The sequence below is a fragment of the Microcystis aeruginosa NIES-2549 genome (assembly GCF_000981785.2).
Classification (GTDB): Bacteria; Cyanobacteriota; Cyanobacteriia; order Cyanobacteriales; family Microcystaceae; genus Microcystis; species Microcystis aeruginosa_C.
The window spans coordinates 1860323-1884816 of the sequence record NZ_CP011304.1; the positions used below are offsets into that span (position 1 = coordinate 1860323).

Annotated in this window: 27 protein-coding genes and 3 pseudogenes; 18 read left to right on the plus strand and 12 right to left on the minus strand. The window is 43.9% G+C overall.

Translation table 11 applies throughout. From position 1 onward, the window contains the following. Window positions 1-57 precede the first annotated feature (57 nt). From msrP to myaer_RS09010, 3 genes are read left to right on the plus strand one after another with little or no spacing between them, the layout of a single operon-like run. Window positions 58-1041 carry a protein-methionine-sulfoxide reductase catalytic subunit MsrP gene (gene msrP, locus myaer_RS09000; protein ID WP_046661849.1) on the plus strand — a complete coding sequence of 328 codons (984 nt, stop codon included), beginning with the start codon at window positions 58-60 and terminating at the stop codon, window positions 1039-1041. A gap of 43 nt (window positions 1042-1084) precedes the next feature. Continuing rightward, a complete protein-coding gene (locus myaer_RS09005; protein ID WP_012265437.1) occupies window positions 1085-1543 on the plus strand; it encodes a DUF29 domain-containing protein in 459 nt (152 codons plus the stop codon). Between the two features lie 16 nt (window positions 1544-1559). Next, on the plus strand, window positions 1560-2024 hold the full coding sequence (locus tag myaer_RS09010) for a DUF29 domain-containing protein (protein WP_008201831.1): 465 nt from the start codon (window positions 1560-1562) through the stop codon (window positions 2022-2024). A 314-nt stretch (window positions 2025-2338) separates the two neighbouring features. Here myaer_RS09010 and myaer_RS21315 read toward each other — a convergent pair whose 3' ends face one another. Beyond that, complete coding sequence (locus myaer_RS21315; protein WP_046661850.1) at window positions 2339-2602, minus strand: hypothetical protein; 264 nt, start codon at window positions 2600-2602, stop codon at window positions 2339-2341. Here myaer_RS21315 and myaer_RS09015 point away from each other — a divergent pair. The 7 genes and pseudogenes from myaer_RS09015 to myaer_RS09050 all read left to right on the plus strand — a co-directional run. Then, window positions 2601-3110 (plus strand): ricin-type beta-trefoil lectin domain protein, encoded by a 510-nt coding sequence (locus tag myaer_RS09015; RefSeq protein WP_052734171.1) that lies wholly within the window; start codon window positions 2601-2603, stop codon window positions 3108-3110. The genes myaer_RS21315 and myaer_RS09015 overlap by 2 nt on opposite strands. Before the next feature lie 227 nt (window positions 3111-3337). Further along, entirely contained in the window at window positions 3338-3784 is a 447-nt protein-coding gene (locus myaer_RS09020; protein WP_046661851.1) for a PIN domain-containing protein, read from the plus strand. A 721-nt stretch (window positions 3785-4505) separates the two neighbouring features. Beyond that, the gene (locus myaer_RS09030) at window positions 4506-4748 is read left to right on the plus strand and encodes a DUF433 domain-containing protein (protein ID WP_046661853.1); all 243 of its coding nucleotides are present in this window, start codon (window positions 4506-4508) and stop codon (window positions 4746-4748) included. 83 nt (window positions 4749-4831) lie between these two features. Next, window positions 4832-5215 (plus strand): DUF433 domain-containing protein, encoded by a 384-nt coding sequence (locus myaer_RS09035; RefSeq protein WP_046663670.1) that lies wholly within the window; start codon window positions 4832-4834, stop codon window positions 5213-5215. Beyond that, window positions 5194-5577 carry a hypothetical protein gene (locus myaer_RS09040; RefSeq protein WP_046661854.1) on the plus strand — a complete coding sequence of 128 codons (384 nt, stop codon included), beginning with the start codon at window positions 5194-5196 and terminating at the stop codon, window positions 5575-5577. The genes myaer_RS09035 and myaer_RS09040 overlap by 22 nt, the downstream gene beginning before the upstream one ends. A gap of 15 nt (window positions 5578-5592) precedes the next feature. After that, a protein-coding gene (locus tag myaer_RS09045; protein ID WP_103672714.1) for an IS1 family transposase occupies window positions 5593-6287 on the plus strand; the annotation gives its coding sequence in 2 pieces (ribosomal slippage) (window positions 5593-5935 and window positions 5935-6287; 696 coding nt in all). Window positions 6288-6615: 328 nt separating this feature from the next. Further along, a pseudogene (locus myaer_RS09050) lies at window positions 6616-6804 on the plus strand (transposase); the annotation flags it as partial. A gap of 12 nt (window positions 6805-6816) precedes the next feature. Here myaer_RS09050 and myaer_RS09055 read toward each other — a convergent pair. The 4 genes from myaer_RS09055 to myaer_RS21620 form a co-directional block, all read right to left on the minus strand. Further along, window positions 6817-7029 (minus strand): hypothetical protein, encoded by a 213-nt coding sequence (locus myaer_RS09055; protein WP_052734172.1) that lies wholly within the window; start codon window positions 7027-7029, stop codon window positions 6817-6819. A 118-nt stretch (window positions 7030-7147) separates the two neighbouring features. After that, window positions 7148-7270, minus strand: a complete 123-nt coding sequence (locus myaer_RS22325; RefSeq protein WP_268807323.1) for a hypothetical protein — start codon at window positions 7268-7270, stop codon at window positions 7148-7150. 322 nt (window positions 7271-7592) lie between these two features. Beyond that, window positions 7593-8150 carry an IS630 family transposase gene (locus myaer_RS09060; protein ID WP_008204666.1) on the minus strand — a complete coding sequence of 186 codons (558 nt, stop codon included), beginning with the start codon at window positions 8148-8150 and terminating at the stop codon, window positions 7593-7595. After that, a complete protein-coding gene (locus tag myaer_RS21620; protein ID WP_046661855.1) occupies window positions 8104-8424 on the minus strand; it encodes an IS630 transposase-related protein in 321 nt (106 codons plus the stop codon). Before myaer_RS21620 ends, myaer_RS09060 begins: the two co-directional genes overlap by 47 nt. A gap of 413 nt (window positions 8425-8837) precedes the next feature. On the opposite strand from myaer_RS21620, the gene myaer_RS21960 reads away from it, so the two are divergent. Both myaer_RS21960 and myaer_RS09070 read left to right on the plus strand, forming a co-directional pair. Further along, entirely contained in the window at window positions 8838-9428 is a 591-nt protein-coding gene (locus myaer_RS21960; RefSeq protein ID WP_235614827.1) for a tyrosine-type recombinase/integrase, read from the plus strand. 86 nt (window positions 9429-9514) lie between these two features. After that, on the plus strand, window positions 9515-10267 hold the full coding sequence (locus tag myaer_RS09070; protein WP_235614828.1) for a YlcI/YnfO family protein: 753 nt from the start codon (window positions 9515-9517) through the stop codon (window positions 10265-10267). 215 nt (window positions 10268-10482) lie between these two features. On the opposite strand, the gene myaer_RS09075 is transcribed toward myaer_RS09070, so the two are convergent. The 7 genes from myaer_RS09075 to myaer_RS22330 form a co-directional block, all read right to left on the minus strand. Then, window positions 10483-13503, minus strand: a complete 3021-nt coding sequence (locus myaer_RS09075; protein ID WP_046661857.1) for a P-loop NTPase fold protein — start codon at window positions 13501-13503, stop codon at window positions 10483-10485. A 159-nt stretch (window positions 13504-13662) separates the two neighbouring features. Then, complete coding sequence (locus myaer_RS09080; protein WP_046661858.1) at window positions 13663-15897, minus strand: M6 family metalloprotease domain-containing protein; 2235 nt, start codon at window positions 15895-15897, stop codon at window positions 13663-13665. Between the two features lie 71 nt (window positions 15898-15968). After that, window positions 15969-16292 (minus strand): hypothetical protein, encoded by a 324-nt coding sequence (locus myaer_RS09085; RefSeq protein ID WP_046661859.1) that lies wholly within the window; start codon window positions 16290-16292, stop codon window positions 15969-15971. A 380-nt stretch (window positions 16293-16672) separates the two neighbouring features. Further along, complete coding sequence (locus tag myaer_RS09095; protein WP_235614829.1) at window positions 16673-18202, minus strand: alpha-amylase family glycosyl hydrolase; 1530 nt, start codon at window positions 18200-18202, stop codon at window positions 16673-16675. A gap of 87 nt (window positions 18203-18289) precedes the next feature. After that, a complete protein-coding gene (locus myaer_RS09100; protein WP_046660511.1) occupies window positions 18290-19279 on the minus strand; it encodes a transposase family protein in 990 nt (329 codons plus the stop codon). Window positions 19280-19348: 69 nt separating this feature from the next. Continuing rightward, window positions 19349-19666: a hypothetical protein gene (locus myaer_RS09105; protein ID WP_046661861.1), complete on the minus strand. Its 318-nt coding sequence runs from the start codon at window positions 19664-19666 to the stop codon at window positions 19349-19351. Window positions 19667-20018: 352 nt separating this feature from the next. After that, window positions 20019-20180: a hypothetical protein gene (locus myaer_RS22330; RefSeq protein WP_327348126.1), complete on the minus strand. Its 162-nt coding sequence runs from the start codon at window positions 20178-20180 to the stop codon at window positions 20019-20021. Between the two features lie 370 nt (window positions 20181-20550). On the opposite strand from myaer_RS22330, the gene myaer_RS09115 reads away from it, so the two are divergent. The 6 genes and pseudogenes from myaer_RS09115 to myaer_RS09140 all read left to right on the plus strand — a co-directional run. Further along, entirely contained in the window at window positions 20551-20793 is a 243-nt protein-coding gene (locus myaer_RS09115) for a hypothetical protein (protein WP_046663675.1), read from the plus strand. A 4-nt stretch (window positions 20794-20797) separates the two neighbouring features. Continuing rightward, a complete protein-coding gene (locus myaer_RS09120; protein WP_080694069.1) occupies window positions 20798-21235 on the plus strand; it encodes a type II toxin-antitoxin system VapC family toxin in 438 nt (145 codons plus the stop codon). 168 nt (window positions 21236-21403) lie between these two features. Next, on the plus strand, window positions 21404-21775 hold the full coding sequence (locus myaer_RS09125) for a hypothetical protein (protein WP_071846442.1): 372 nt from the start codon (window positions 21404-21406) through the stop codon (window positions 21773-21775). Window positions 21776-22170: 395 nt separating this feature from the next. Then, a pseudogene (locus myaer_RS09130) lies at window positions 22171-23358 on the plus strand (RNA-guided endonuclease InsQ/TnpB family protein). Window positions 23359-23416: 58 nt separating this feature from the next. Continuing rightward, window positions 23417-23857 (plus strand): heme-binding protein, encoded by a 441-nt coding sequence (locus tag myaer_RS09135; RefSeq protein WP_071846443.1) that lies wholly within the window; start codon window positions 23417-23419, stop codon window positions 23855-23857. A 15-nt stretch (window positions 23858-23872) separates the two neighbouring features. Then, window positions 23873-24396 (plus strand): annotated as a pseudogene (locus myaer_RS09140) (IS1 family transposase); the annotation flags it as partial. Between the last annotated feature and the right edge of the window lie 98 nt (window positions 24397-24494).

The following is a 24494-nucleotide window of genomic DNA, read 5'->3' on the forward strand; positions in this document are numbered from 1 at the left end:
AGTTGTGGTATCCCATATCATAACTCTGCTTTTTTGTAAATAAAATTGGGGATAATTATGGTCTTAATTCGTTTAGCTAAATCTTGGCAAATTTCCGAAAATGAAGTTACTTCCGAAAGTGTTTATTTTAACCGTCGTCGCTTTTTACAGGGGTTAATCGGGGCAGGAATTGCGGGTAGTTCCCTATTATTAACTGCTTGTGGTAAATCCTCTTCCTCGGAAGCTTTAGAAAAAAGTTTGCAATTACCTAAAATTGCAGGGTTCAGCAAGAATCCGAATTTTTTAACGGTAAATCGCCCCATAGTTGCCGAAACTGTAGCGGGGAGATATAACAATTTTTATGAGTTCGGGGGTGGCAAAAATATCTGGTTAAAAGCGCAGAAATTACCGACGAATCCCTGGACGGTAGAAGTGGGAGGATTGGTAAAAAATCCCCAGACCTACGATATAGATACTATTAAAAAAACCTTCCCTCTCGAAGAAAGAATCTATCGTTTTCGTTGTGTGGAAGCTTGGTCAATGGTGTTACCTTGGCTGGGTTTTCCCATGAGTGCTTTAATCGCAGCGGTGGAACCAAAACCAGAAGCTAAATTCGTCCGTTTTACCTCCTTTTATGATCCCGAAATTACCAAAGGGCCAGGATTACATTTAGGAGCCTTACCCTGGCCCTATGCAGAAGGTTTAAGAATTGAAGAAATGGCCAATGAATTAGCTTTCTTTGCCGTGGGAATTTTCGGGCATGATTTACCCAAACAACACGGCGCACCCTTGCGAATGGTTATTCCTTGGAAATACGGTTTTAAAGGAGCAAAATCGATAGTAAAAATTGAATTTACCGCCAAACAACCCGCCACCTACTGGAACACAATTGACGCTCACGAATACGATTTTGAGGCTAATGTTAACCCCAGTAAACCCCATCCCCGTTGGTCGCAAGCAACGGAGAAATTTATCGGCAGTAGAAGTGATTTATCTTGGGAAATTATCGAAACTCTGCCCTATAATGGCTACGGTGAATATGTGGCTAGTTTGTATAGTTAATTTTGATGATTATCCTCGTTTTATTCAGTTTAACTAAGTATCTATGGACAATAAAACTCTGTACGAACAAGACTTTTATCTCTGGATTAGAACTACTATTAATCAACTGCAAGCGAGACAGTTTGAGCGGGTAGATTTAGAGAATTTACTAGAGGAGTTAGCAAGTATGGGAAGGAGTGAAAAGCGCAAAATCGAAAATCTTTTGATTCAATTGCTGGTACATTTGCTGAAACTAACCTACTGGACAGGAGAAAAATCTAGAAATGAGGGTCACTGGAAAGGGGAAATTATCAACTTTCGCCGACAAATAATCGAAGAAATTAAAGATAGCCCTAGTTTAAAACCCTATATTCTGGAAATTTTTGAGGAATGCTATCAATTTGCTAGAAAAGAGGCTCAAGTTAGAACTCAATTACCCCTCGATACTTTCCCCCCTATTCCCATTGGTTCCCTTGAACAAATTCTCGATGAAGATTGGTTTCCCACTAATAACCACGAGTAATATATAGAGGTAAATTATGGATAATAAAACTCTGTACGAACAAGATTTTTATCTCTGGATTAGAACTACTATTAATCAACTGCAAGCCAGACAGTTTGAGCGGGTAGATTTAGAGAATTTACTAGAGGAATTAGCAAGTATGGGAAGGAGTGAAAAGCGCACAATCAAAAGTCTGTTAACCCGATTATTAGAACATTTACTTAAACTCAAATATTGGGCGGCAGAAAGAGAGAGAAACGAAGGTCACTGCAAGGGAGAGATTAGAACTTTTCGTCTCGATATATTAGATGAACTTAAAGATAGTCCTAGTCTGAAACCTTATCTTTTGGAAATTTTTGATGAATGTTATCTTTCAGCCCGAAAAAATGCCAGTGACCGCTCTCAATTACCCCTCGATACTTTCCCCGCTATTCCCCTTGGTTCCCTTGAACAAATTCTCGATGAAGATTGGTTTCCTGCGGGCGATAATCTGGAAATATAGCCATCAGTTAGGCTGCTCCACACTGCTGTAACAAAAAACAACTATCCACCGATAGCGATCGCTAAAGGTCGAATAATTGTAAGTTTTTGTCAAGGGGTGCGGTCAGACATAGGAATCATCGCTAGAATAAGCCTAATTGTCAGAAATTTAGTTAAACAAGGTTTTTGGCAATATGCTAGTCTGGCTAACAGGCTTTTGGGGGTGATATAGGGAAAACTTCTGTCGATTGCGCCTAAATAGAGTGTTATACAGAAAGTTGACCCATATCGTTACTATGGAGAGTGTTATGCAGAAAGTTTCCGTACAATATGTGGTTAGACCGAAATAATTTCTTCATCAATCAATCTCAGAATTTTGGAGCAGTGCAGGATGAGGTTTTCCAAGGCTTTGCGATTTCGGAGTATCAGCATACTCTTCATTTCTATTTTTGTAGCTTTACAAGTACACTTTTTCCCTGCTTTGCGTCCAGCCAATTCTGAGCCTGTGACATTAGGAACAGTCGCTGCAGTTGTAGCCTTAGTCAAAGCCGTTTCGGCATCAGGTTTGGCAAGAGGGGTTTGCTTTTCTGGTCTACACATGGGCGCAAAAGAATGTAGAAAGCCTTCTAGGTGTGTAGAAGCTATTGAAAGAGTTGAAAATATAGTGAATACTAACGGTAGTTCAGAATCTGTTAGGCAACTTGAAAGTTGGATTGGAAGCGCTTCCCAAAATGAGAATTGTGCAATTTCTCTGTCTAGACATCTTACAGTAAATGTTAACATTGTTGGCCTAACACGAAGTGCTGTTGCAGAATTGGATCGTTTGAGAAATCCTACAATCACTTCTCTGACTTCAGGCAATGCACTTGTAAATGCAGGTGGTAAATGTTTGGACATTCACGCCCCAGATATGCGTAACAATGGTAGCAGAGTTCAAGTTTGGGACTGTAATGGTCAACCTCAGCAACAGTGGAGTTTTAGTGGCAATGCACTTGTAAATGCAGGTGGTAAATGTTTGGATATTCATGCCCCAGATATGCGTAACAATGGTGGCAGAGTTCAAGTTTGGGACTGTAATGGTCAACCTCAGCAACAGTGGCGATTTTAGAGTGCGCTTGTAATTCAGTACATTGGCTGGACTATTAGTCTAAAAAGCGCTTGCACTCGGAAGTAAGGCGAACGCTATTGGGCACTATTGTCATGCAATGAGGCACAAGCCGTCAGCTTTCTCAAGTCATCTGTGGAGGCGTTAATGAAGATAGTCGGTTAGACAATCAGCATCCAGATTTGGTAATCAGCGAGATACAATAGGCTGGATTTGCCCAATGCAACTGCATGACAAAAGTATATTTAGACACCAGTGCCTACAATCGCCCATTCGACGACCAAACCCAGCCCAAAATTTTTCTTGAATCGCAAGCCGTTGTGATAATTTTACAAATGGTTGAGACAAGAATGGTCGATTTAGTCAGTTCTTCTGTACTGGAATACGAAAACAGTCGCAATCCTTACCCTCTTAAGCAAGAAGCTATGAATCGCTATCTTCAGATGGCAGAAGCAAGACAAATGGTGGATGAAGCCATCCGACAGAGAGCTGAAGAATTGGGACATAATGGACTGAAGGCAGTTGACGCATTACACGTTGCTTGTGCTGAAGCCCTCAGGAGTGACTATTTCATCACTTGTGACAAGCGACTGATTAATCGGTGTGCGAGATTAATGCTGAAGGTAGTGAATCCAGTTGATTTTGTATTGGAGGTAAACGGTGATGATCAAAGTTAAGAATGAGCAACAAGTTTTACAGGAAGGGTTATGTGTTCTGTTTATGAACATGGAGCCATCGAAGGTTACTCGATTCTGGGCGGCTTGTAATTCAGGAAGTGGAGACTACCTAAAACTTAAGGAAGAACTTTTCGGTCAAGAATCAGTAGCAAGTCTATACGACAAAATTTTGAAGTTTCAGGAGTCGAAGCCTAACTAGACCGTTAGACGTTGGTACCTTCTCATAAAACCTTACTTCTGCCTACTTTTCAAGCTTTTTGTCCTGTACTTAGGTTTGCAGTAGGCTAATCTGGCTAACACGCTTTTGGGCGTGATATAAAGATAGTATAGGTGACGGTTTATCTGTTGACATCCTCGCCGCCCTAAAAGTGCGGCGATTCCTAAACCTCACGATTTAAGTTTCTGCTTCCACCACCGTCGCATACCACAGTTAAAAAACCATGTACTGTCTTACACAGAGTCCACAGACTTTCGCCCCATTTCAGAAGCCCGATTCCGTGTGTCCCACGGTACGTTGACCGCCTATAGCTTCTTGTACTTGTTGCGCGCGACTTTTTACCCGGCCAAGCTTTTCTGGTCGGAACCCCCTAAGCCGAGTTTTCAAGGTGCTGCGCCGTCCACTTGGTTTTCGAGACTGGCCTTTTAATTCTAACGTAAAGCCAACCTAGAACGGCGGGGTTTCAGACCCAAAATTTCCGATGAAGAATATAGAATTACTCTAATGAAACTAGATCGTATTACGAGCCATCCAAACCGTATGAATGGGCAACCCTGCATTCGTAATCTTCGCCTTACGGTTCGTCGAGTGATTGAGCTACTGGCAACTTATCCCGATCGAGCAGAATTACATCAAGAGTTTCCCGAACTGGAGGATGAAGATATTCGACAAGCCCTAATTTTTGCCTCTTCTTACTTGGATGATCGCATCATTGAACTTCCTAATCGCTATGAAGCTGTTACTTGATCAGGGACTACCGCTTTCTGCGGCAACTTTATATTTTTGATAAAATACGAGTTAGTGAACGCAGATCTTAGGAGGCTTTGGCTATGGCTCCAGCATCTAATGGAAAAACTGCTATCATTCGTACAGAGCGAGGATTAACGATCGCAGGTACTCGTATCACCCTCTACGATGTGATGGATTACATAACGGAACACTATCCACCAAAGTTTATCCGTGCCATGCTGGCTCTTAATGATGAGCAGCTAAATGCTGCGCTATCTTATATTGAGACATACCGTGCGGAGGTTGAGGCAGAGTATCAGCTTGTCCTCAAGGAAGCCGAAGAACTGCGACAGTATTACGAAGAACAAAATCGTGAGCGAGTTGCCCGTATTGCTGCTAAGCCGCCAAAACCAGGCACAGAAGCCATTCGAGCAAAACTTCAAGCGGAAAAAGCCAAGTTGGCATCACGGGCAGGAATTTTCTAGTTGATCATAACTTACGAGGGCATTCTCTTGTCCTCGCCGGAGTCCTTGCTGCGAGTGGTTGGCTTGACTTGATCTCGATTCGTTTTATTCTGTTTGAAGAAGTTGGGTTAGCTGTCACGAGCGATGATCGCGTTGTTTGGCGGTATGCCCAAGCCAATCAGATGATCCTGATCACCGCTAACCGAAGCATGAAAGGCAAAGATTCCCTGGAGCAAGTGATGCGGGAGGAAAATACCCCCACATCATTACCCGTCGTGACAATCGGTAATATTGAGCGACTACTTGCCGAGCCAGATTATCGCGATCGTTGCGTTAACCGTTTGGTTGATATTGTAGTTAGGCGTTGCATAATAGAGATATGAATGGAGGAAATCAAAATGCAATGCCCTGAATGTAAATCTACCCATATCCGTAAAAATGGCATCAATAAACAAGGTAAACAAAATCATATTTGTGTAACCTGTGGCCGTCAATTTATTAATAACTATGAAAAACAGAAAGGCTATGACGAAAAAACGAAGCGAGAATGCCTAACTGCCTATGTTAATGGGATGGGATTTAGAGGAATAGAAAGGCTAAAGGGAGTTCATCATACGACCGTAATTAATTGGGTAAAATCTGTGGGAGAATTATTGCCAGTCGCCTATGACCCAGAAACAATTCCTGAAGTAGGGGAACTGGATGAATTGGAAACCTTTGTTGGCTCAAAAAAAACAAAATCTGGGTGTGGACAGCCGTTGACCACTTTAAAAAAGGAATTTTAGGTTGGGTAATCGGAGACCATAGTAGCGAAACGTTTCGCCCATTATGGGAATTAGTTAAGTCTTGGGGATGCTATTTTTATGTGAGTGATGGATGGTCAGTTTATCCATGTTTTATAGCAGAGGGCGACCATATAATTAGTAAGACTTATATGACCAGAGTAGAGGGTGAGAACACACGTTTAAGACATTATCTAGCCCGATTGCATCGCAAAACACTCTGCTATTCTAAGTCTACAGAAATGTTAGGATACTCTATTCGTTTATTAATTCATTATCTGAAGTTTCAAGAAGTGCCTATTCCTTACTGATTCATAGCTTAATTCAGCAACGCCTTGTAGTTAATATTGAAGATTATCAAGGCGCAAGGCGAATATTCATTCCGTGACGCGTCGAATGCTAGAGCCATTGAAGTCTATCTGTAGGGACACGGCATAACGGGGTCTTTATACTGAATCGGTTTTTAATAGTATGATTAACTGCCAATCCAACTTGAAAAACCCGATCCCTTCTCCCCACTCTCCTATACCTTTTAAACAGGATTTAGTATGACTATAGCGGTTCTCACATCTGTGTGGCACACTTAAACCTTTGCTGATTAAGCTTTTCAATATCGATAATGTACCTCGTGCGAACAGGAAACGCTATATTTCCGTGATGGTCAATTCTTTAAAGGGAGTCTCTAGTCGCAGGCATGGACAAGCTGGTTATCCTAAACCGTACGGGAAAGACGCTCTTTGGTCGCCCAGTTATTTCGTCTCTTCTGTAGGAGGTGCGCCACTGGAAGTTCTTAAGTCTTATATCAAAGATCAGGAAAAGCCGTCGTAAAACGACGGGGTTTTAACCCAAATTTTCGATAATCGAATTTGGCACGTCGGTGGCATTCGCCTCGGATACCATCTCTAAACAATCGGTCAGATCGGTGAGTGCTACGATCGCACCTAACGGTAATTTATCGCCATCGATGGACAGATTGAACGCTCGGTTGAGATGGGAGATCAAGCTTTTTCCTTGCTTGCAAAGGGGACGTTTGGCGGCGTGGATGGCCAACACCCCTCGGTATTTTGTCGGCCATCCCCTCGTCTCGTAAAGTTTGAGACCGTTTGCGACCAGAGATGCCCACGGTTGCCACAAACTGATAGCTTTAATTGCCAATGCCTTAACTCCTTACTCATTTGTTCTTAAGAAATTCCCTGTACTCCGCTAGAACCTCCCGCGCTTTGGGGGAATCGATCGCTTCCAGTATCCCGTCGATTGGTCTGCCCATGCGATCGAGTTGTCGAATCTGATCCACCTTTTCAGGTGCAAGGTAGATCGATCGCTTGCGTTTACCGAATTCGACTTGATAGAAAGTCTGGAGATATTTGCGCCCGTACTTGGCCTGATGAGAATAAGTGGTGATGAAATACCCTGAACCCTCCCCCCTACGACGGCGCGGACGTTTATTCTCGGTTTCCTCTTTACTAGGGGATAAGTTTGTACTTGTTAAGAATACATCTGTATCCCCTAGTAAATCTTCCCGTTCTTTACTAGGGGATAAGTTTGTACTGGTTAAGGATACATCTGTATTCCCTAGTAAACCTTCCCGTTCTTTACTATGGCATAGAACGAGTTAGTTAGGACAGATGCCTGAAGGCTTTACTCACAGCATCCACAAGGTTTTCACTATCATTGATAATCTGACTAACATAGTTTTTCAATCTAGCCCAGAACTTTTCAATTTTGTTGAGATCTGGAGAATAGGCGGGTAAAAATAGCACTTCACATCCCGCTTTAGCTAACAATTTTTTGATTCTCTCTTTGGGATGAAAACTGGCGTTATCAATGATGATAATTTGACCGGGTAGTAGTTCGGGTAATAGCAATTGTTCTATCCACTCACACACCAACTCCGTATTACAGTACCCCTCAAACACCATTGGCGCGATAGTGGAACCACGCCACCAACCGCTGATCACACTAACTCGTTCGCTACAGTGACCTAACTTTAAAGCCTCAAATCTTTCTGATTTGTGACAATATCCATAAGGGTAATCGATGGTGTTATCTATTCCAGCTTCATCAATATAGACAAATCTTTCCGGGGCATAACCTCTGATTTTTTGGAGAAACTCTTTTCGGGCTTCTTCATCTCTTTCTCTGTAGCCATAAGTTTTTTTTTCTAGTAAATCCAATTCTTTTGAGGGCTTGACCAATTCTCATCCTACTGACTGGGTTAGCCCATTTTTGCGCCATTTTTTCTTGGGTCAAATGCCCATATTGTTCGGCAAACTTTTGAAAGGCTTCTAAATCGTCAATTTGGGGCTTCGGCCCTCGACGATAGTTAGTTTTAGCGGCCACCGTCCCAGTTTGTTTCTTCCGTTTCAGCCAGATGTCTAATGTATTACGACTAATATTGAGGGTGCGACAGACATGGCTTTTTTTCTCCCCTCGCTCTACGGCACTCACTGCTTTCTGTCTTAAATCATCATTATCGCAACCCTAAATTCGTGTCAGCCACCGATCTAACCAAACGCGAGGATATCGCCCCCCTCGACAACCCGGACGTATTAGCCCAACTGCTTGCGGCCAAGCGTTCGCCCCGGACGCGACACGCTTATGCGGGGGATTTAAAGGATTTCTTTGTCTTCGCCTTCGGTTGCGAGGAACCGACCCCGGGGGTAACGCAAGAATTCCTCTCCCTCGATCGGTTCGCTGCGCTCTCTTTGGTACTGCGCTATAAGGCTCACTTGCGGGACGAGCGGGGACTAGCGGAGGCAACGAGAAACCGGCGCTTATCGGCGATCAAGTCCCTGGTGAGATTGGCCAATCAACTGGGGCAATGCGATTTCAATCTGTCCGAGCTATCGGGGGACAAGGTGGTGCGTTACCGGGACACCACCGGGGTAAGCAAGGAAGTGTACCGCGACCTGTTGGCCGTTCCCGACCGCTCAACTCTCAAGGGGAAACGGGACTACGCCATCCTGCGATTGCTCTGGGATAACGCCCTCCGGCGGGGGGAGATCGAGAGTGCGGATATTAAGGATCTCGATACTGAGGGTCGAACGTTGGCCATCTTCGGTAAGGGTCGGGGTCAACAGAAAGAAACCGTCAGTCTGTCGCGTCCGACCCTCGATGCGCTTGTGGATTGGTTACGGGAGCGGCGGGAACTCGATATCCGTCAACCTCTTTTTATCGCCCTCGATCGCTGTAGTCGCGGTCATCGACTGACCGGCTCGGCGATCCATAAATTGGTGGCGAAAATCGCCGCTGCGGCCGGGGTGAACAAGAAAATGTCGCCCCACCGGGTGCGTCATTCGGGAATAACCGCCGCTCTCGATGCGACGGGCGGTGACGTGCGGCGGGTGCAGAAATTGAGCCGTCACGCCGATCTCAATACTTTAATGATCTACGATGACAACCGCAAAAACGTGCAGGGGGAAATCTCCGACCTGTTAGCGGGGTTGGTCTGAGCTTGGAGCAAAGCGCTGGTAGCCATATCTATCCTATAGGGCTGGCAAAATTCGCGTAAAATGTAACTAAACGGTGGTTATTGGAAATGGTTATGGAAAAGGAAGCGGTGACGATCCGATTCCCGTCTGAGTTGATGCGGCAGGCCAAGCGGCTCAAGTCCGGGAAAGAATCGTTTAACGAGCTAGTAGTGGAAGCCGTGGAGCGAGAGGTGAGGCGGCGTAAAGCCCGCTTAAGCTCACGATACCATCCAGCGATTACGGGAACAAGTGCCGCTAACTGCCCGCTCCTAGCATCGAGCGAGTATCAGGTGCGCCCCCTGGCCGTCCTTGCCCCGCAACAACAACCCACCGTCTGGAATGAGTCCGTAGCGGAAGCTGGGGGCAGAACACCCGACCACCGAATCGTTCGCGAGACGGTGGGTAAATACCGGGACAAAGGGAAAGCGAATGTTTTCGAGGTGGGGGAAGTGGTCGGTATCCTTGCCAAAGATAACCCGCGCCTGAAAGGGAAAAACAACTGTTGGGCGATCGTTACTGCCGTTCACCCGCGCTCCTGCGACCTGCGACTTCACGATGGGGCGATCGATCTGGTTAAAATCGAGTACCTCAAGGAGTTGGGCTACACCGAAGGGGACTGTCAGACGGTGCGGCGGTTGTGCGAACGCAAAGCGCTCGCTACGCGAGATCGATTGTCGAGACTGAGGGAACGCGAGGACTTGGAAGATGCCGCCCTTGCTTTCTTAGGAATCTTGGGGAAATTACAGCGACCTTACCTGAGTGCGTTAGAAGAGGAAATGCTGACCATGCTAGAGAAGTATTACGGGGTAGTGACCGATTAATTGCCGACCTTGATGGACTCGAATCGTTGGATCGAGGGTGAGATAACTGTTCACCACGATATGGTGTTTAAAGCGATAACGCTCTTTTATCAGTATGGGGAGATTAGAATTAAAAAAAAGCTCTGAAAGCGAGAGTTGGTATATGGTTAAGCCTCGACCCGCCGTGCCGACGGCGAAATTTATGTTCTCATCGGTGTCAAGTGAACGCCTGATATCTACCCTTGATGAGAACGAACTGTTCTTTGGGAATCCTCCGGACTGTAGCCAACATCACCAAAAAAGCAGAATGAACGAACCAAATTAAAGGTTTCTAGATCGAATTGAGCTAGGGTTATTCCACTCAGTAGAATTGTCGCGTCATGGTGTAGTCTTCTATATTCCCTTTGTAAGTGGGGAGCATCTTTCTCTTCTGAAGTATTCAGTAAAGACTCAAGAGTTTTTAACAAAGAATCTAGTAGTTTTAATTTTTGCATTTGTTGCTGCTTTTCTTCCTGTTTTAATCCCTCAAGCTGACTTTCTAATTCCTCGAACTGAATGTCTAAGTCATCAAATACTTCCCGTATTAAATCAGGATAGTACGCTGATAGAGAAAGAACGGACAAAATAGCTTTTGTTTGTTCATTACTTTTTAGCCACACTTTGTTTGAGAGAAACTCAATGATTTTGAAAATCTTATAAATGTTGACCAACCGTTTAATCATTCTGGGCGGCAGATCGGTGTGTCGGCAACATTCTAGCAATATCTTAAACTCTTCAGACTTAAATTTTATTTTCTCTGGAGTCAGGATAGTAACTGACTTATCCCGATCAGAATCTAATAATTTACCACCAACTTTGTTTTCAGTAAAGTCTGTTTTATTAGATTGGGAATTATCAACGGATATGGTTGAAATATTTTCTGTAGAAACTGCCACATTACTCGTTTCCTCATCGCTTTCTTCTACTTCCATTTGCTGATGCAAGTAATTGGCTAAAGCTGAGTGAGCAACAGGTCGTATTCGGTAGGGAATTTGAATAATTTTTTCCAAGTAATCTGTACCAGAAGGTCGCCCTTGATGGAATAGCACTCCGGCATAGTATTTCTCTAAAGCACGAGTGACATAGCGTTCGTCAATTGCAACTACTGCAATAAATAGAGGAGTTTTAACCAGAAGCTGAACTGCTTCTAAAACTTCAACTACTCGGTCAGGTGGGCAACGATCCAGATCGTCAATAAAGAGAACAATACGTGCTGGACCTCTTGGAAAAGTTTTTTCTAGCTTGCTAAATTGTTCATCATTATCTTTCATTTTTGGATTATAATGCAGACAATTAGTAAGCTCGGCGAGATTGCGCTGCAACTGGTGAAGGTATCCTAGTTTTTTTTCGTATAACTCATTCTTAGAAATATCTTCAAGAAAGGTATTTAGAGTCGGATAATTACTAACAAGACCAATTTGTTGTTGTAATTGTTCAATTTGGAGTTCATGCCGCTTGATTTTGTTGACCTGCTGTTCAATGTCCCGATCTGATTGTAGAATTTCTTGCTGAAGAGTAACCCAAACATCCTTTCCTACTTCAAATTTTTCCTTTGCTTCTCCTGCAATCTGCTTCAAACCAGTAAGAATCTTTTCCTGTTCTTCTTGAGTTTTCTGTAATAAACTGATTCCTGTCCCTAATGCTGTAATAAATCCTCCTGTTTGTATTAAGGTCGTATATGTAGAAAGGACATCACTGAGCTTCTTAGGCAATTGATCTCTTAGTTGATCGGGTAATAGAGGAAAAGCGACAATAGACAATCCCGCCAAAAAGGCCACGAGTGACAACCAATTTTTTTGTAAAAAATAACTTGGCATCTTCCGAAGAATTAGCCCGCGCAATTTTCGATTTTCTTTTCTTAGTCTTTCCTTTAAATTCTGTAATTCTGATTTCTCATTTTTACGGATATCACCAATTTTTTCCCACAAGGAACTAGAAAATTCTTGATCTGATTTGCTCTTTTCTAGTTCATTGTAGGTTTGTTCTGAAAAGTTTGCCAATTCTCTGAGAGAGGCGGTACGATCAAACTCACTCATAGCATTAAGTGCTTTCCAAAATTTACCGCCTTCAAGCTGTGAGCGATTTACCTTTTTGAGCGATTGTTCAATTTGCTGTTCAAGCGTATATTGACGATTAAATTCATAAAAGATAGTTTGCGTCAAACTGTACCACAGATCTGCTTTTGCATAAGTCCAGGCATCAAACTTTATCTGATAAATATGTCCTACATAAGGAAAAGCTTCTTCCTCTTTACCCCATGTCTGTTTTTTAGTTAGAGATGCGCTACGAATCTCGTTCATTCTCTGCTGCATCAGATTCATGATAAAAGATTTTCCGCTTCCCCATCCCCCTAAGATTCCTACAGCCAATGGCGGTTCTAGATCCCGTAAAAGCAACATATCAGCTAAAGCGTCAGCCTCACTTTTAAGATTAAGGAGATCTTTTCCTTCTGCCAGATCATTCCATAGCTTTTGAGGGCGAACGTTTCTCCCTGTCAATAGAATTCGATTTCCGATATTTTTTATGAGATTTTTTTGCCAGTTGAATGTGTTTATTAGAGCATCTTCAAGGGTATAGTTGGTGATTAAAATTTTAATAACGGGATTCAAGCACGACAATAAAGCATCTGTAAGAACACCATGAGTGGAGTTTTCTCCAGCATAATCATAACTAGCAGCAATAAAGCAACGATCATATTTTACTTCACTACTTGTTTGGGAAAACAAATCAATAAATAAATTACTGAAATCACTGTCTAGCCAAACAATTTGTTGTTTAACAGGACTTTTTTCAAGTTGATCGTGTAACCATTTCAGCGAAATACTTCTTGATCGGAGTTCAGATGTATGTTCAGATGAAGATTCGTTTAAAGGATTGGGGAAATCAGTTAGTAACAGCTCACCTTTTTGAGTTTCTTTTCCTTCTGCTTCATAGATTTCAGCACCATTACCAGAGAAGTAAAATAGTGCCGTTTCCGTATCTCCATCTTGAGGATTAAAAAGTTGCTCTATCAAAAATTTTAATTGATCAGGTTCATAAGGATTTTTATGATCTTTATCTTGTTGTTCAAATTGATTGAGCAATATTTGAACTTGATCAAACTGACCAATTGTCCGCAGTAATTCTGCGATATCCTCAGCATCTTTCAGAGAATGTTGTGGGCAAGGAATACCCTCTTTGTATTGGTTTACTCCAATGACTAATGCTTTTCTTTTCATGATTTCACCTAGTTTCTGAGTTAAAAAAGTTGAACCTGAAAATTTTATTCGCTTGTAACTGATTTAGATAAAGGAGCGATTGTCTTCATATCGGGCTTCAGAATTGCGCTCGCATCTTGCCCTCCGAAGGAGCGAGCGCGAGGTTTCAAGGAGACATCCTCAATACATCAATTGCAGCGACCATTTCTCTAGCTTGCCCGTATCCAGACGTTGCAGGTCTTTGACCCGCAGCGACCAGTTGCCTTGAATCGGTTGGCCGATCAAGGCTTCTAGAGCAGGAGTAGATGTCCGGTCGTAGGTCATCCTCAGATTGTCTTTACTGCCGCCTGAAATATTATGCAGGGTGACACTCTGACCAGAGGGAGCCACAATTTCCACCAGTAAGTCGCCAATGTAAGTGTGGGGGATGACTACCCCTACAGAGATATCCTTGAGGGTTCCTGACTGGGCAATTGCGATGGCGCTGCTGATTCCTGTGGGAGTATTGTCGGGAATTGACAGGTTCGGACTCACTTCACCTCGGGCAACTTGCCCCGCTGACTCGTACTCAATTTCGATGTTCCAGCGATTGAGCCGGCCGATGTCACGGGAGGCCAAATCTCGCACGTTCAAGAGCCAATCTCCCGCAATCAATTCGCCGTTCAAAACCGACAAGGCTGGCGTTGAGCTTGAACTGTAGGTCTGTTGCCAATCTCGACGAGAGCCACCAGCACGGTCGTGGAGCAGGACTTTCTTGCCAGATGGGGACTGCAACTCCACTTGCAGGTCGCCAATGTAGGTGTGGGTGATGTCTATGCTGACAGACAGGCTTTTGACTTTACCCGCTTGGCTGATGGCGATCGCACAGCTAATTCCTTCGCGCTTGTTATCGGGAATGAGCAGGTCAGCAGTGACCTTTCCCGTCACCACGTTGGAGGGGACTAGCGAACCCACCTTGAGGCGGATCACCTCACCGGGTTCTGAGATATCGGCAAGAGCCAGCCCTGAATCAGAGCTATCCCAGTCCCGAGTCGAAGGGGTTGTGGCGTAAGACAAGGCCACGCCATCCACTCGTTTAAACAGATCGGTGCTATCTCCTTGGTTGCGATTGCTTTCGATATCCAGATGCCCGTCTGCTTGAAGCAAACCACATTGGTAGTGGCGCTCGCGGGTTCCCCCCTGCCACTCGTTCGACCCCAGAGTATCGCAGTGGTAGACCGCTAGTCCGCTATCGGGGAGGTAGGCATCTAAGCCGCGTTGAGTGCGGTTTTCAATGATGAAGTATTCATTGGCGCGATCAGTTTCATATTTCATCAGGGTGCCGTAGTCCCCCTGTTTGGACTCATAGACACCGGGAGAGTTCAAGCGGACTTGGCGATCACACCACCCGACCAGATCTCGCAAGTAGCCGCAGATGGGGGCAGGGGTGTGGCCGTTGTTGAGGTGGTTGCCAGCGGACATCAGGCAGTAATACCCCATGCCGGCACTCTTCTCAAAATCGCCATCCCGAGATCCGTAGTCGTATAAGTCTGGGAGGCGGCAGAGAAGATGGCCGCTTTCATGGCAGAAGGTGCCGATGCTCAGGTCAACTCGCTCGCGGCCTAAGCTCTGGATCGTGTAGTAACGAACTTTGATGCCGTTGTAGATCAGGTTAAGTTCTGAGTTATGGGGCCAGAGGTTGCCTTCATAAACGGTGCGCCCGGCATACATGAAGCTAAGGGCATCGACGATGCTTTCACCGCAAGAGTCAAATTGAGACAGATTGATCCTCAGTTGGTTGACCACTTTATCGAGGGCTTCCCGACAGAGGAGGTTCTGGACGTAGTAGCGTTGGTTCTGGCTCAGTTTAATCGGCCCCACCACCACATTGGAGTAGTCCAATTTGCCGTTGGACATCAGGTGGTAGTATTCGCGCACCGAGCAGAAGTTGCCGTTTTCTCGATAGTTGGGGGCGTTTAACATCGCCTCCACGTCGGCGGCGGTAACTGCACTGGTGAGGTCGGCAAATTCAACCAGCACCGTTAAGCCGCGAATGTGTCCCTCACTGACGCGCCGCCCTTCCAGCAGCCCATTGTTAGGTCCGAGAGTCCTGGCCACGTTAGCAGCCGCACCAGGTTGTGGCGGTCGCAGGTCGGCATAGCGCCTTTCAAACTTTTCGTTGCGAATAGTTTCCGCTTCTTTCAGTCCCCGCCGGATGTCTGAGGGCGGGTGCTTGGAGATGGGAACGCCGCTGGAGGCAAATCGCCCGTTCAGTAAGACGGCATAGCAGTAGAGTCCGCGTTCTGGATCGTAAACGGCGGTGTAACCGTCCTTGGTTTCATAACGGGCATAGAATTCATCCCCGAAGACGACCAGTTCCACGTCCAGTCCATTGTCTTGTTGGAAGATTACGGTTTCTCCAAATATGGCACTCATAATTTACTCCTTGTGTTGAGTTTAAATTTTCTCGAAAATTCAAAAATCCAAAATCCAAAACGGTATGAGAATCACGTTTGAGAAGGCAAGTCGGGATCAGACGGTCTCAGTTGGGTATAACGCCGGGCAAATTTCTCGCGTCGGATGGGTTCGGTTTCCTCAAGGTGCGGCTGTAGTCCTGGCGATGGCGGTGCTGAGATGGGAATGCCACTGGAAGCAAATTCACCCTCGCACAAGATGGCGTAGCCATATTGCCCCAGTTTGTCGTCGTAGATGACGGTATAACCGTCCTTGGTTTCGCGACGGGAATAGAACTCGTCACCGAAGACCACTAGCTCGACTTCAGGACCGTTTTCCTGGGGGAAGGTTAAGGTTTCTCCAAAGATGGCACTCATGGTTGACTCCTGATTTGAATGAGCGCGGATATCTTCTGACAAAGGGAGTTTCGCTCCCGTCGCTCAATTCAGTTACGATAGGGATTGTATTTTTAATCAGTTTGTCTCCCGGAAAGATCTAAAGAAGAGTTCTGCCCTACGATCTCCGAACAATTCCTGGAAATAAGACTCGTCAAATGTTATTTTGAAAACACCCTCACTATCAGTAACCGCACTGCCAACTAAGTCGATGCAAATCAAGTCCTTATCCCGCGCCTCGACTTGAACTGCAAATAGCCCTTGGCGACTATGAAGATCGATAATTTGACCAGAAATTCTAAAGGTTGTTATTTTTTCTCTCCTAAGACATACATTTGGTGCGTTGATGCGCTCCCCCCACTTCACTCAAAAATCACAAATGCTGCCGCTGGAACCGTAACCAATACTGCCTTCCCATTCCGCGCTGCCACTGTCACCGACTGACCAATCTGCGTCGCGTCCGTCGAGTAAAGGCAAGTCAACCCATCTCCCGCGCAGTGCAGGTCATTATCGATCGTCACCCAGGCAGTTTTAGGCTGGTCATAATCGGTGTTAATAGCCAGTAGCATTTCTTTGCCATCGAAAATCCGGGACCAGGGTACTACCGATCGAATTTGTCCATTCACCATTTCTGGCAAGTTGAAGCGGACTCCGTCATCGGGTGCTGAAATCGGGCGCAGGTATTGGCGACCCCGCCGCAGCAGGATATTTTGTCGGCGGATTTCTAGGATTTTGGCGAGTTCCCGATAAACCAGATGGTCTTCATTGAAGAAATGTAGCCCCCTAGTTCGGAACGCTCCAAATTCACCGCCGAACATCGACTCCCGGATATAGCGATCGCTTCCTCCTCGCCCATCGAAACATTGCTCGCTGCCGTAATAGATGCAGGGAATGCCCAAAGTTAAAGCATTTAAGGCTAAAACATTCAGCACGACTTTCGAGGCATCGGCATCGGCACAGAAACGAGCTTTCTGATTGCCTTTGCGTACCTGATCGTGGTCGTCAAAGGAAGTCACCATCTTATTGCGGAACCAAATATGAGAACTTTTATTGACCAACTCCGAGTTACGGAACAGGCTGAAATATTCGTTGGGATTGCGATATCCCTTGACCAGATATTCCAGCTTATCGGGAATATCATCGATCCCTAAAGCGGCACTGAGTCCGGTTAATTCCAGAGTTTCGTAGGCTCGTTTGCGTCCGCCGGTAATCTCGCCCAGCAGGAAAAAATTTTCCTTGCCAATGCCTTGGGCAAACTCGCGAATCACCGAGACAAAGTAGCGAGTCGCGCCCATGTCCATGTGCTTGACGGTATCAATGCGGAAGCCATCGATATCGGCGTAGGCGATCCAGTATTTATAGGCTTCACACAAGTGGCGCAGGGCGGGGGATACTAGGTAATCATCGGCCGAACCGTAGCCGTGATCGATGTCCTTGAGGTCAAAGAAATCTCCTTCCCGGAATTCGGGGTCATAGTCCCAATTTTTGATGTACCCCTTACGGGTAAAGGTATCGGGAGCCTGCAATTCCACCGGAAATAATGCCCCATCATAATCGGGGGGATTTTGCGGATCGGGTTTGGTAAAGGGTATGGTAGGACTACCGTTTTTATCATTGAAGCCCTCAACTGGGTACATCTCCCCAGTCCAAGGATGATCCTGTTCTCCCAAATAGGAAAAGACGTTGCCCGCGTGATTCAAAATGATATCCAAAATCACATAGATGCCGTTGGCATGGGCAGTTTGCACCACTTTCTGCAAGTCCTCGCGGCTGCCAAAGTGGGGTTCCACCTCTAAAAAATTCTGAATGCCGTAGCCGTGATAGGTTTCCCGAAACCGAACCTGTTTAAAAATAGGGCTAATCCAGAGTGCCGTCACTCCCAATCGTTTCAAATAGACCTCTCCAAAAATTTATAAGTCAGTCACAGCAAGGAAGAGAGGCAGATTAGACCAAGAGTCAAAATTAGCTCTCAAAACCGATTAATCAGGGTTTGAAGAGACAAAATCCAATTTTGACGGAAAACTATGGCTAATTATAACGTCAATTACTTCCCCTGATTGCTCCCCTTCTATTACTTCTAAAATTAGCGCACTAATTCTCAACCTTACTAAGCCACAAACGGTCAGTAAAACCGATTTATATCGACTTTTATTTAATCTAAATCTTTCTTGAACTACTTTAAATACTTTGACAACTCGAATTAAATGCTCAACAAAAATTCGCCGAGATGATAAAACTTTATTTTCTTTAATTTGATTCTCGGTTAATTCTCCATTCTTAGGTTTTTTATCAGGAGTTCTGATTTGATTTTCTCCTAGGTAAGCTTTATCTCCAATAAAAGTTTGTTGAGAATCGAATTTGCTTAAAGTTTGCCGACAGATTTTTATGTCGCTCGTCGGACCAGGTTGACCAATAACTACATCAACAATATCTTCAGCTTTTGGCAAGACAATAAATTGACTTTTTAAAGTATGTCTTTTTTGCTTTCCCGAATAATATATTTTTTGTTCTTGATAATCGGTCGGCCTCTCCACGGGCTGTTCTGCGCTATCGACAATCAACTCATAATCCCTTAATTGTTCAATTATTATTTCCTCTTCTTGGCACTTCTTTATTTGTTCTAACAAACTTGGCGGTAACTCTCCTTCAAAAAGTTTTTGCCAATAGGTAAAGATATTATGAGCCGTTGATTCACTCACTTGAAATATTAGTCCTAAGATTTGAAAGCTTAGATGATGTCTTAAATAAACCAACATTAGAACAATTTGTTCCTCTTCTGATAATTTAGGAGGTGTTCCGCTTCCTGGTTGATTAATCCTAATTTTGGTTTTTTCGATTTCTGATTGGTTTTTCCGATGTATAAGTTTTCCAAGTGCCATCAGTTGTTCTAGTTGTTGGTAGTCAATTCCTAATAGTCTTTTAGTTTGTTTCGGATATTTTTGAATGTATTCCCAAGTGTAGTTTTTCATGGCTTTTTTGAGTTACTATTTGTTTTATTATATCCTATATATTGTGATTTAATTAAATTATGGAGAGGTCTAATAGCCGATTTTGCTCTCTAACCCCTTGAGCGTCCCCCCCACATATTTTGTCCCCGCCTCGCGCCAGCGAGCGGCATCCGCCTCGGTTTTCACGGCATTTCCCGCATCGGCGGGGCTGTAGGGTAAGGTTGTTCCACTCTGCACGAAATTCCCCTCGTTGTCCTTGTACCCGTTTTCACGACCATTGGAGAAGCGATCGAGCATCAAGAAATAGAACGCTTGGTCTTCCCAGGCGATCGGCGACGGGAACAATCCCCCCGCTGGTGATAGGGATGCAAAATTTAGTTGGCTTAAGCCTTGAACGGTTGTTGTCATGGTATTTTTCCTCTCAATCTTTCAAACTCCTCATTCTGTCCAATGCTCTTTCAATTCCTACTTAAAATGCTTTTTTTTGGGAATGAGGTCGTTGGCTTATTTCCTCCTTTTTGACCGTCTTCATCTATATTTTTTGACTTTTTGATACCCTTCTTCTAGGGTAAAGTGCAACTATAGTAAAGTGCAGTTAAATTTTCAAAATTTAATTTTTTAGAGCCTGTCCACTCACTTATTTTTAACAAAAGTTAAGGACTCTCTCTTAAATAGTTTTTGATAAGTTCGATTCTTTATTTTGAATTCCTGGTATCTTTTGAAGCTACACTTTCAGCGATACCGAGCCGAAGCAATTCTCTTAAGATCGAATAATCGCAAAATCGGCAATGCTATTTCCCGTTATCAACCCATCTATCGCCCGAAAATGCTTGTCATAGCTAAATAAAGCCAGATTATATTGTAGAGCGGTCGCTGCGATCCACATATAGTTAGTGGGAATCGGATTTCCCTTTTTCCTCAAACCAGAATAAACTCTAGCGTAATATTCGCTGGTATCGCAATCGATCTCGCGTAGCGAGCGCTTTGCGTTCGCAAAACAGTTAATTTTGGATATTTCCCAAAATTGCTTAAGTTCCCTTCGGTTATCCCGTGAAGCGTCAACCCATCCGAAGATCGTTCAATTAAGTTTGTTTGATCTGCCGGTCATCACCGTCCGGCCCCGGCGGATGTCAAATTGGTCGGTTTTTCATCTCCGAGGTGAAACCGAGGGTTCCTTCAAGCCGATATTTTGAGGTAAAATGTTCGTGGATGTCGAATTATTTTAGGGGTTTTAAGAGCTACAGGAGAAATATAGCGGTATAATGAAGATAAAAGAATTCAAGATAATTGCCATGGAATTAGTGACGCTCGATCGAAGTAGATGTATTCAAATTCCTGAAACTTTGCTGGAACAACTAGGCATTGAATATGATAGTCAATTTCAGGTAGAAGTTCAAGATGGTAAGCTAGTCTTAAATCCAATTAAGGAAGAGCCAAAGGTTTATTACGAGAATGATGTTTTGGTTGTTGACAGCCAATTGCTAGTTAATACTGAAGCTTTTATCGAGGAGCTTAGACAAGAAAGAATGAGCTAATGTTGTGATTAAAGTTTTATTCGATACGTCGGTTTTGGTTGCATCTATTTTAGTCAACCATGAACAGCACTCAGCTTGTATTTCTTGGTTAACCAGAGTTAAACGAGGAGAAATTCAGGGTTATATTGGAACTCATACTCTTGCAGAACTCTACGCAATTTTATCGGCTTTTCCCGCAAAACCTCGTCTATCTCCTCAATTGGTACAACAATTAATTAAAGAAAATTTAGATTCCTTTGAGATTATTTCCTTAACAAGCGATGATTATAAAGCTGTAATTAATCTTATGGTAACTTTAAATTTAAGAGGAGGAGCGATTTATGATGCTTTAATTGCTTATGGTTCATTAAAAGCAGAAGTCGATCATTTATTAACTTTGAATCTCAAGCATTTTATCCGTTTTGGCGGGAGAATAGAGAAAATTTCGATGGAACCGCGATAACCTAACTAGCATATTATAGCGGTAAGCGCTTGAGTGAGATACAGACCAAGCTTTGCCTAGCATGGTTTATAGCTCGTGATACTGTACCTCATACGACTGCACACCGCTATAAACATCGCCTTCATTATGTCATAATCACGAAAAAAGACAATTAACCCTAAAAAGCCCATGCTATTAAAATGGTTGAAAATTACAGGATTGAGCTTGATAATATGGAATTTATGTTATTCGGCTGAGAGTCAAACCAGTGCAGAAATCTTACGTCCAAGAAGTTGCAGAGTAGAAAGTGAGTTACGTTCGCTTAATAGTAATGTATCAACTTATATTCAGGTGATTAATAGAAGTTCTTCTTCTGTTAAGGTGTACTGGATAGATTTCAATGGCAAACGTCAGCATTATTTTGACCTTGACCCCTTACAATCCCGTGACCAGCAAACTTATGTAACTCATCCTTGGCTTATTGCTCAGTCTGGAGCGAACCAACCTTGTATACATATATTCCTACCAATTCCCCAAAAAGGAATTATTATTATAGATTGAGATGTTACAGTTACTCCAGAGAAAACACTGAAGAAGTAGTGCTAATAACTCAAGAACAAAGTCAATATGGGAACTCTCTACTCGCCCTTAGAAATCCGTGAAATCGAAACATCATATTTCGCTGTACGCGTCTGGGTTGAACGGCTCTCTACTCGCCCTTAGAAATCCGTTGAATGGAAACTAACCAGTAAGATTCGTCAGCCGATGGATTCATAGTCTCTCTACTCGCGCTTAGAAATCAGTTGAGCGGTCAACGGAAGTCAACCCGTCCCACAATAGAGAGGTCATCGCGCCCGATTCCTCATCGAAAATTTGGGTCTGAAACCCCGTCGTTCTACGACGGCTTTACTGTTAAATATTAGCGCATTTACACGATATATGCTAGAATGCGAGATATGGAAAAAGCCTATTCGTTTCGATTTTACCCAACACCCGAACAAGAGTCGCTATTGCGGCGCACTTTGGGCTGTGTAAGATTAGTTTACAACAAAGCTCTCCACGAACGAACACAAGCTTGGTATGAAAGACAAGAAAGAGTAGGCTACGCTCAAACTTCTTCAATGTTGACCGATTGGAAAAAGCAAGAAGAATTAGACTTTCTCAACGAGGTAAGCTGTGTACCTTTACAACAAGGGTTAAGACACCTACAAACAGCTTTCACTAATTTCTTTGCTGGTCGTACTAAGTATCCTAACTTTAAGAAAAAACATCAAGGAGGAAGTGCCGAATTTACCAAATCTGCTTTTAAATTTAAAGACAGACAAATCTATTTAGCTAAATGCACAGAACCTTTACCTATTCGATGGTCAAGACAAATACCAGAAAGCTGTGAACCAAGCACGGTAACAGTCAGATTACATCCTTCTGGACGTTGGCATATTTCAATTAGATTTGATGACCCAACAATCCAGCCATTACCCCCAACTGATAAAGCCATCGGAATTGACTTAGGAATTAGTAGCCTAGTAATTACCAGCGATGGAGACAAGGTATCTAATCCTAAGCATTTTAAGAAACATTATCAGAGGTTGCGAAAGGCACAAAAAAGCCTTTCTAGAAAACAGAAAGGCTCAAAAAATCGGGAAAAAGCGAGAATCAAAGTAGCCAAGATTCACGCCAAAATTACTGATAACAGAAAAGACCATTTACACAAGCTAACCACTCAATTAGTCCGTGAAAACCAAACGATTGTGGTTGAGAATTTAGCCGTCAAGAATATGGTCAAAAACCCCAAGTTATCTCAGGCAATATCTGACGTTAGTTGGGGAGAAATCACTCGACAATTAGCCTACAAATGCCGTTGGTACGGCAGAAATTACATCGAAATAGATAGATGGTTTCCCAGTTCTAAAAGGTGTAGTAATTGCGGGTATATTGCTGAAAAAATGCCGTTAAATATTCGAGAATGGGATTGTCCAGACTGTGGGACACACCATGACCGAGATGTTAACGCTAGTAAAAATATTTTGGCCGCAGGGCTTGCGGTGTCAGTCTGTAGAGCGACCTGATGACCAGAACAGAGTAAATCTGTTAAGGCAGGTGCGAAAAATCCTTCGGGAAAGAAGCAGAAACCCAAATCGTGAGGTTTGGGAATCACCGTCCGTTTACGGCGGTGAGGATGTCAACGCCCTAACCGCTCTAGTGATCGGGGTCTATCAAGCTTCTAGCGCTCCCCTACCCGCAGGATTTCCGACCCCGACCCCGAACGGACGGATCGAGGTGAAGAACTATCCCGCCTATCGCGCCGCTACTTACCGCTATCGGGGTCAACTTTCCGAGGCGGCGAACCGGTCGTTTTATCCCCTGTACCAACACATCAGTTCCAACGATATCTCGATGACTGCACCCGTTGAAACCCGTTACCCCGCAGACACGGGAGCGACATCGGGAGAGGCCGAAGTTTTCTTTCTCTACCGCGACACCGACACTTACCCGAAAGAGGTGGCCGATAATATTCGGATTGAGGATGTACCACCCATGACGGTGGTGAGTTTGGGATTACAGGGAGGTTACGATTTTGACAGTTACCAACAGGGATTGACCCGACTGAACGAATGGCGGCGTTGCATAATAGAGATATGAATGGAGGAAATCAAAATGCAATGCCCTGAATGTAAATCTACCCATATCCGTAAAAATGGCATCAATAAACAAGGTAAACAAAATCATATTTGTGTAACCTGTGGCCGTCAATTTATTAATAACTATGAAAAACAGAAAGGCTATGACGAAAAAACGAAGCGAGAATGCCTAACTGCCTATGTTAATGGGATGGGATTTAGAGGAATAGAAAGGCTAAAGGGAGTTCATCATACGACCGTAATTAATTGGGTAAAATCTGTGGGAGAATTATTGCCAGTCGCCTATGACCCAGAAACAATTCCTGAAGTAGGGGAACTGGATGAATTGGAAAACTTTGTTGGCTCAAAAAAAACAAAATCTGGGTGTGGACAGCCGTTGACCACTTTAAAAAAGGAATTTTAGGTTGGGTAATCGGAGACCATAGTAGCGAAACGTTTCGCCCATTATGGGAATTAGTTAAGTCTTGGGGATGCTATTTTTATGTGAGTGATGGATGGTCAGTTTATCCATGTTTTATAGCAGAGGGCGACCATATAATTAGGGTCTGCTGAAAAAGTTTGTTGGTGGGGGCAGGGTGTGGGGTGTGGGGTGTGGGGTGTAGGGTTTTACCGATTTTGAGGTAGTCAGTTACCTAATT